Genomic DNA, 5049 nt, shown 5'->3' with positions numbered 1-5049 from the left:
GCGCTCAGCTTATAACTGGAATTTTAAAAAAGATGATGTCATAACGGTAATGATGCCGCAGAATTATATTGGGTTATTCAATCAAACAATAAAAGGAAGTAAAAGCGAAGAAATATTTAGAGACCTACCTATAATTTCAACAGAAATGGTAGAATTATTATAAGATACATGGGGTCAGAATTATTTGTAATGGGTAGTTGACAGGATCAGGGAGATGTTATAAAAAGATATATTCTTATTGTTGTTACTCTTCTTATAATGTTTCACTTCTCAAGCATTAACAGTTTTGCTCAGACTGGAAGAATAATTGAAGAATCAGAAGTTTCTAAAGTCGATCTCCATATGTTTTATGATTTTGGAAAATTTTCGGGTTATTTAATATTCTATGACAAGGAAGCAAACCAATGCGCCGTTAACATTATTCCAAAAGCTCAAAGAGACGTCGGCGGATATTATGTTAATAATAAACCAAGATTAGTAATAGAAAGTAGGATGGGTACATCGGTTAAAGAGCTAGAAATTACTCCTGATAAGTTTCAAGTATTAACGTTAAGAAATGGCAATCAAGTTTATGCCTACGGAATAGACTTTTTGCCTCCCTTTGAGATAAAGGTAGGAGACGAAATTCAGTTCAAGTTTGCGTCTTATCTGTTAACAGCTACAGCCGAAAGTAAAATAGCAAAATAGCAATCATCGCCAAATCTTAAAGAGGATGAGGATGAAAGTGTTCTGAATATAATCGGGAAATGGGGCAAGAGTTATTCATAGCGAGAGGCAAGCCTCGACAGGACCCGCGTAAGGAATAAATGATGAATATTATCGGAGAAGTGGGGAGCCTGAATGGTTTGGTGGATTATCAAGACGACTCCGTTGTCAGTAAGGAAGATATACAATATGTATAATTATATTGACAAATAGCCATATCTATGTTATATTTTAAATGGATAAGGAATTTGTAAGTTTTATCTGGGACGAAGAAAAGGAATTAGCCAATATCCATAAGCATGGAGTTAATTTTACAACGGCCGCGAGGGCTTTCAAAGACCCCAAAAGGAAAGTTTATACTGATTCAAAACATAGCAAGAAAGAAGAAAGATTATTTTGTATCGGAAAAGTTGGAGATAAGATCTTGACAGTCAGATTTACTTCTCGCGGCGGAAAAATTAGAATATTCGGTGCTGGTTATTGGAGGAAAGGAGTTCGGTACTATGAAGAAAATGAATAGTAAGGCGGATATGCCTGTTGGAAAATTAATTAGAATTAAAGATTTTTTGCCTCCTCCTGAGGCGTTAGCCATGCCGGAGGAAACCATAAAAATCACATTGGCTTTAAAGAAGTCAAGCGTGGAATTTTTTAAGCACAAGGCAGGGCAGTATCATACAAAGTACCAGAGGATGATTCGCGAGTTAATAGATAGATACGCCTTGCAGCATTCCTCATCGTAGGATAAAGGAGTGATTTGTGAAATTATTTAAGTTATGGTTGCCGGTGGCGGTTTGGGCGGGGGTTATTTTTTTCTTCTCAAGCATCTCTGATTTAAAGACGGGCCTTGAATGTGATTTTTTATTAAGAAAAATAGCCCATATTACTGAATATTTTATTTTCACTTTTCTTTTGTATAGGGCATTTAGGTGTTCGTTCAAGACGAACGCTTTCCGTCTTTTTATGTACCCGGCTGCCTTTTCGTTGCTCTATGCTATTTCTGATGAAATTCATCAGTGTTTTATTCTGGGCAGGTGTTGTTCCCGTAAAGATGTTTTGGTTGATGCTATCGGTATTATCGGTTTCTATATTCTCATCAGATTTAAGAAAGGACGCTTATGTTTGACAAAATGAAGGGGTTGTTTGAGATGCAGAAGAAGATGCAGGAGATCAAGCGGCAATTGGAGAACACGAATTTTGATATCCAGAGTTCTGACGGCGTGGTGAAAATTACGATGAATGGTTCTCAGGAGGTAAAAGAGATCGTGATCAAGGATAATCTTGGAGAATCGGAAAAGGCGCGCCTGAGCAGTTCATTAAAAGATACCTTTAACCGCGCGATCAAGCGTTCGCAGGAAGTGGCGGCGCAGAAGATGAAGGATGTGACTGGGTTTAATATCCCGGGATTAACTTGATATGAAGAAAGTTTTCTGTATTGTAGTAATGATTTTGTTTCCCGCAGCATTGTTATGGGCGGGGAATTGGGAGAAACAGGGGGATTACTATCTTCTTACCAAAAATAACCGCGATAATTTCAGCTTGTCGGGTGCCGGGCCGAATAAATTTAAGCATAAATATTTGAAATACGATGGGGTGAATTTTCTGGTGCGGGGAGCCAGTGATTGGCAGGATTATGGCAGGCTTAATCTTGAATACGATAATCTGTTTTCTTTACCGATACGCGGCGGGATGAAGGTTGATGAAGTGCATTTTTTAGCAGGAGGTAATTACAGCAATAGTTATGAGCATGATGGGTTAATGCGTTTATACGGAGACAAATATTTTTACGCCACCCTTTCGGTTGTTTTTGTTTATGAGGACGGCGCCTATAAAGAGCTTTCAGTCCCGGTTTTCTGGGATTGGTTCCACATCGGCCCCGGTACATGGCTGAAGGGCGGGGCAAGAATTAAGTCTTTGGGTGAGAATCCGGTGCGCAAAGATTGTAACATGTATCACGTTAGTTTTATTAATCCCAGGCCAATGGAGCCGGTAAAGAATATTTTGATTACGGACAGCTGGATCGATGATCGTCCTTTTTCTGATGTTTTCGCGGTGACCTTAAAGTCTTCGGATACGATGGAAGCAGCGGTAGAAGAGGTAAAATAAATGCGGATTTTAGTGGTTGGTTCAGGCGGCAGGGAGCATGTGTTAGTTTGGAAGATTGCTCAATCCAAATTGGTGGATAAGATTTTCTGCGCACCGGGTAATGCCGGGATCAGCCAGCTTGCCGAATGTATTGACATAAAAGCAGATGATATTTTTGGTTTACTTGAGTTTGCGCGAAAAGAAAAGATTGACCTGACCGTAGTCGGTCCGGAGGTAGCTTTATCATTAGGGATTGTTGATGAGTTTGAAAAAGCCGGGCTAAAAATTTTCGGGCCGAATAAAAAGGCGGCAAATTTAGAGGCAAGCAAGATTTTTTCTAAAGAGCTGATGGCAAAATACAAAGTGCCTACTGCTAATTTTAAGATCTTTGACAGTGCTGATGAGGCAAAAAAATATATTGAGAAAATCGGCGCCCCTTGCGTGGTTAAGGCCGATGGCTTGGCTGCGGGTAAAGGAGTGGTTGTGGCTAAGAACGTTGATGAAGCCAAGAATGCCGTGACCTCGATGATGCAGGATAAAGTTTTCGGCGATGCCGGCAAGAAAATAATCATCGAAGAATGCCTTGTTGGCCAGGAGGCATCAATTCTTGTAATTACCGATTCAAAAGAAGTGGTAGCTTTGGCCTCGGCGCAGGACCATAAAAGAGTATTTGATAATGATCGAGGCCCGAATACCGGGGGTATGGGCGCTTATTCGCCCGCGCCAATAGTTACCGCGGATATTTTAAAAGAGATAATGCAGAAAATAATTTACCGCAGTATCGATGGCCTGGTTAAAGAGGGGGTAGATTATCGTGGGGTGTTATACGCTGGTGTAATGCTGACTAAAGAGGGTCCGAAAACCTTAGAATTTAACGCGCGTTTTGGCGATCCGGAGACCGAGGCAATCTTACCCAGATTAAAATCCGATTTGGTTGAGGTAATGTTGGCAACCGTTGAAGGTAAACTTTCCAGAGTAAGAACTTTGGAATGGGACAGGCGGGCCTGTGTTTGCGTAGTTTGCGCAAGCGCGGGTTATCCGGGGAATTACGCTAAAGATAAAGAAATCAGCGGGCTGGATCAGGCGGAAAAATTAGAGGATGTGGTTGTTTTTCATGCCGGCACTAAAAAAGCGGGAGATAAAATTTTAACCAGCGGCGGCAGGGTCTTGGGAGTAACCGGCTTGGGCGCGACCATTAAAGAGGCAATCAATAAAACCTACGCGGCGGTAAATAAAATAAATTTTGAGGGTATGCATTTTCGTAAGGACATAGGCAAAAAGGCGGAAACTGTTTCCCCTTTGAGTGCGAAACAGTTTCAGAGCTAATCGGGAAATGGGGAGGGCTAATGAGTAAGATCAGCATAATTATGGGCAGCCAGTCGGATTTAGAGACGGTAAATGAGGCAATCAATGTCTTGAAAGAATTTAAAGTAAATTTTGAGGCCAAGGTTTTATCCGCGCACAGGACACCCAAAGAGGTGGCCCAATACGTGGAGGCAGCGCCTAGAAGCGGGACAAAAGTTCTTATTGCCGCCGCGGGGATGTCCGCGGCCTTAGCCGGAGTTGTGGCCGCGCATACGACTCTACCGGTTATCGGCATACCCATTGAAACCAAAAATTTAAAAGGCCTGGATTCGCTTTTATCCACAGTGCAGATGCCGCCGGGAATCCCGGTTGCCTGTATGGCTATTGGTAAGGCCGGCGCAAAGAACGCCGCGCTTTTTGCTTTGGAGATACTGGGCATAAGCGATGCTAAAATCCGGGTCAAGCTGCTTAATTACAAGAAACAGATGCGCCTTAAAATCAAAAAGACTAAAATCAAATTATGAGTTTGACTAAAATCATAAAAATTAATCCATCTTTTCCGGAACAGGCGCTGATTGGGCAGGCAGCCAAAGTTATTGCCGGCGGCGGGTTAGTGATTATTCCCACAGACACTGTTTATGGCATTGCCGCAGACGCCTCAAATAAAAAAGCATTGGATAGGCTTTATGAGATCAAGAAAAGGCCTAAGGATAAGCCTTTTGCGATACTTATCGCCGAAAAGGATAACGTAGAAGAGTTGGCCCGCGACATTCCTTTGGTTGCTTATAAATTGATGCGTAAGTTTTGGCCTGGCCAGTTGACAATCTTATTGAAAGCCAAAGGACAGGGCAAGGTGGGGTTGCGTATGCCGGATAATCCGGTGGCATTAGAAATTATTTTCCAATCAAAAACCGCCTTGGCCTGCCCGTCGGCAAATATTTCAGATAAACCCGCTCC

At 42.0% G+C, this 5049-nt stretch carries 9 protein-coding genes; all 9 read left to right on the top strand.

The genetic code is table 11. The features are described from left to right. Positions 1–258: 258 nt before the first annotated feature. Positions 259–687 carry a hypothetical protein gene (locus PHG87_07690; GenBank protein ID MDD5478056.1) on the top strand — a complete coding sequence of 143 codons (429 nt, stop codon included), beginning with the start codon at positions 259–261 and terminating at the stop codon, positions 685–687. A gap of 253 nt (positions 688–940) precedes the next feature. Continuing rightward, a complete protein-coding gene (locus PHG87_07685) occupies positions 941–1225 on the top strand; it encodes a BrnT family toxin (protein ID MDD5478055.1) in 285 nt (94 codons plus the stop codon). Then, entirely contained in the window at positions 1209–1445 is a 237-nt protein-coding gene (locus PHG87_07680; protein MDD5478054.1) for a CopG family transcriptional regulator, read from the top strand. Before PHG87_07685 ends, PHG87_07680 begins: the two co-directional genes overlap by 17 nt. A gap of 16 nt (positions 1446–1461) precedes the next feature. After that, positions 1462–1836, top strand: coding sequence for a VanZ family protein (locus tag PHG87_07675; GenBank protein MDD5478053.1), 375 nt, complete (start codon positions 1462–1464; stop codon positions 1834–1836). Beyond that, entirely contained in the window at positions 1821–2117 is a 297-nt protein-coding gene (locus PHG87_07670; protein ID MDD5478052.1) for a YbaB/EbfC family nucleoid-associated protein, read from the top strand. The genes PHG87_07675 and PHG87_07670 overlap by 16 nt, the downstream gene beginning before the upstream one ends. Before the next feature lies 1 nt (position 2118). Continuing rightward, positions 2119–2808, top strand: a complete 690-nt coding sequence (locus tag PHG87_07665; GenBank protein ID MDD5478051.1) for a hypothetical protein — start codon at positions 2119–2121, stop codon at positions 2806–2808. Further along, the gene (gene purD, locus PHG87_07660; GenBank protein ID MDD5478050.1) at positions 2809–4113 is read left to right on the top strand and encodes a phosphoribosylamine--glycine ligase; all 1305 of its coding nucleotides are present in this window, start codon (positions 2809–2811) and stop codon (positions 4111–4113) included. Between the two features lie 20 nt (positions 4114–4133). Beyond that, positions 4134–4616, top strand: a complete 483-nt coding sequence (gene purE / locus PHG87_07655) for a 5-(carboxyamino)imidazole ribonucleotide mutase (protein ID MDD5478049.1) — start codon at positions 4134–4136, stop codon at positions 4614–4616. Next, positions 4613–5049 (top strand): L-threonylcarbamoyladenylate synthase (locus PHG87_07650; GenBank protein MDD5478048.1); only part of this gene is annotated, 437 nt, incomplete at its 3' end. The genes purE and PHG87_07650, both read left to right, overlap by 4 nt.

The sequence above is a fragment of the Candidatus Omnitrophota bacterium genome (assembly GCA_028716245.1).
Lineage (GTDB): Bacteria > Omnitrophota > Gorgyraeia > Gygaellales > Profunditerraquicolaceae > UBA6249.
The sequence above is the reverse complement of the archived record's forward strand: the minus strand, read 5'-3'. Positions and strand labels throughout refer to the sequence as shown.